General features: G+C 73.2%; 3 protein-coding genes and 1 riboswitch. All 3 genes read left to right on the top strand.

Annotated elements, in window-relative coordinates; all coding sequences use genetic code 11:
- Nucleotides 1–1,124 (top strand): polyprenyl synthetase family protein (locus tag KDL01_RS40170; protein WP_368861748.1); only part of this gene is annotated, 1,124 nt, incomplete at its 5' end.
- Nucleotides 1,125–1,273: 149 nt separating this feature from the next.
- Nucleotides 1,274–1,395, top strand: a riboswitch (cobalamin riboswitch).
- A 111-nt stretch (nucleotides 1,396–1,506) separates the two neighbouring features.
- Nucleotides 1,507–2,475 (top strand): ABC transporter substrate-binding protein, encoded by a 969-nt coding sequence (locus KDL01_RS40165; protein ID WP_498038006.1) that lies wholly within the window; start codon nucleotides 1,507–1,509, stop codon nucleotides 2,473–2,475.
- A 7-nt stretch (nucleotides 2,476–2,482) separates the two neighbouring features.
- Nucleotides 2,483–2,916 (top strand): iron chelate uptake ABC transporter family permease subunit (locus KDL01_RS40160; protein ID WP_212533970.1); only part of this gene is annotated, 434 nt, incomplete at its 3' end.

Genomic DNA, 2,916 nt, shown 5'->3' with positions numbered 1-2,916 from the left:
CTTCCACCCCCGCCTCCTCCCCGCTCGACCGGCATGGGCTGCGCACCCGCGTCTCCGCCGCGCTGAGCGCGTTCCTGGACCGGCAGGAAGCCGAGGTGCTGCGGCTGATCAGCCCGGATCTGGTCGAACCGGCCGAGGCGCTGCGCAGCTTCCTGGACGGCGGCAAGCGGATGCGGCCCGCCTTCTGCTACTGGGGCTGGCGGGCGGCCGGGGGCGCGCGGGCGGACGAGGCGCTCGAGCAGGCGGCGCTGGTCGCCGCGGCCTCGCTCGAGCTGCTCCAGGCCTCGGCGCTGATCCACGACGACTACATGGACGGCTCGGACACCCGCCGCGGCAAGCCGGCCGTGCACCGGCGCTTCGAGGCGCTGCACCGGGTCGGCGGCTGGGAGGGCTCGCCCGAGCGCTTCGGCGCCGCGGCCGCGATCCTGCTCGGGGACATCACGCTGACCTGGTGCGACGAGATGTTCACCCGCTCCGGGTTCGACGCGGCCCGGATCCACGCGGCCCGTCCGGTGTTCGACCTGATGCGCTCCGAGGTGATGGCCGGGCAGTACCTCGACGTCCTGGCGCAGAGCCGCGGTCTCTCGGTGGCCTCGCCCGCGGAGATCCTGGAGCGCGCCGAGACGGTGATCCGGTTCAAGTCGGCGAAGTACACCATCGAGCGTCCGCTGCAGCTCGGCGCGGCGCTGGCCACGGGCGACGCGGCCGAGACCGGGGCGCTGAGCGTCGCGCTCTCGGAGTACGGGCTGCCGCTCGGCGAGGCCTTCCAGCTGCGCGACGACGTCCTCGGCGTCTTCGGCGACCCGGCCGCGACCGGCAAGCCCGCGGGCGACGACCTGCGCGAGGGCAAGCAGACCGTGCTGGTCGCACTCGCCGCGGCCCGGGCCGACGAGGTGCGGCTGAAGCTGCTGCGCGAGGGGCTCGGGGACCCGGACCTCGACGCGGCGGGAGTGGCCGCGCTGCAGGAGGTCATCGTGGACACCGGCGCACTCGAATCGGTGGAGGAGCGGATCGCGCAGCGCACGCGGCGGGCGCTCGAGGCACTCGACGGCGCCCCGGTGACGGACGAAGCGCGCGAGGTGCTGGGCGAGCTCGCGATCGCGGCGACCTCCCGGCTGGGCTGAGCACCCGGGCCGCACACCTGCACGTGGACTCGCCGCCGGCTCCGCGCCGGCTCGACGCCGGCGCCGCTGACGGTGCGTCAACCGGGGCCCGCCCGTGCACCGAACTCCTTTCGGCCCGATCACATGCAGGTCACGCCGTCACCCGGGGCGAAATCGGCCTACCTGCGGGTGCTAGCCTTCGCTTGCGTATCCGCAGCGAAGCCGGTGGGAATCCGGCGCTGTCCCGCAACTGTGACGACCCGCCCCGACCTACCCGCACCCGGGAGGCCAGGGGCCGGCGAAGCCAGGTCGCCTGCGGAGCGCTGACGACATAGACCCGTGGGCATGGTCGATCCGTCCTTTCCAGGCGGCCGTGCTCGCGCCTGCTTGCGAAGGACAAGTCCTGATGCGTCCACTGCACCGCTTCCTGGCCGCGATATCGGCCGTACCCGTACTGGCGGGCGGCCTGGCCGCCTGCTCGAGTTCGAACTCGGGCACCGCCCCGAGCCCGAGCTCGGCCGGCTCCACCGCCGCGTCCGCCGCGCAGTTCCCGGTGACCCTCACCGCGTCGAACGGCAAGGTGACGCTCTCGGGCCGCCCGACCCGAATCGTCTCGCTCTCCCCGACCGCCACCGAGGACCTGTTCGCCGTCGGCGCGGGCAGCCAGGTGGTGGCCGTGGACAAGGACTCCGACTACCCGGCCGACGTGCCCAAGTCCAACCTCGACTCGCTCACCCCGAACGCCGAGGCGATCCTCAAGTACCAGCCCGACCTGGTGGTGGCCTCGGAGGACTCCAACGGCCTGGTCGCGGCGCTGACGAAGGTCGGCGTACCGGTGCTGATCGAGCCCGCGGCGGCCACCCTCACCGACGCGTACGACCAGATCCTCCAACTCGGCACCGCCACCGGGCACGACGCGGCGGCCGCGTCCACCGTGGCCTCGATGAAGAGCCAGATCGCCACCTCGGTCAAGCAGGCCGGGTCGCAGCACGCTGATCTGAGCTACTACTGGGAGCTCGACCCGACCTACTACTCGGCCACCTCGAGCACCTTCATCGGCCAGATCGTCGGGCTGTTCGGGCTCAAGGACATCGCCGACAAGGCGGCCAAGGCCTCGGACGGCGGATATCCGCAGCTGTCCAGCGAGTACATCGTGCAGTCCTCGCCGAGCGTGGTCTTCCTGGCCGACACCGTCTGCTGCGGCGCCTCGGCCACGAGCGTGGCCGCGCGGCCGGGCTGGTCCTCGATCACCGCGGTGAAGGTGGACGACGTGGTGGGCCTGAACGACGACGTCGCCTCGCGCTGGGGGCCGCGCCTGACGCAGCTGGTCGCCGAGATCGCGGCGGCGGTCGAGAAGGCGCCGACGAAGTAGGCCTCGAATGTCGCGCGCGGTCCGGGCCATGGCGGTCGCGGCGGTCTTGCTGATCGCCGCGACCCTCCTCGGCGCACTCGTGGGGGCGGCCGACCTCACCCCGTGGGGCGTGGTCGCGACGCTGCTCGACCGGCTGCCCTTCGTGCACCTCGACACCGGGCTCACCCAGCTCGACCAGAACATCCTGCTGCAGATCCGGCTGCCCCGCGTCGTGCTCGCGCTGCTGGTGGGCGGACTGCTCGCGGTCGCCGGAGCGGGCTACCAGGGCGTGTTCCGCAACGTGCTGGTGGACTCGGGGATGCTCGGCTCGACCGCGGGCGCGGGGCTGGCGGCCACGATCGCGATCGTCTTCCTGCACGGGCTCGGTACCAGCGCCCTGCCGGTGGCCGCGTTCCTCGGGGCGCTCGGCGGCGTGGCGGTGGCCTGGTTCGCGGCGGGCGG

The organism is Actinospica durhamensis (assembly GCF_018139695.1).
GTDB classification, from domain to species: Bacteria; Actinomycetota; Actinomycetes; order Streptomycetales; family Catenulisporaceae; genus Actinospica; species Actinospica durhamensis.
This window is presented reverse-complemented; position numbering and strand designations above follow the sequence as displayed.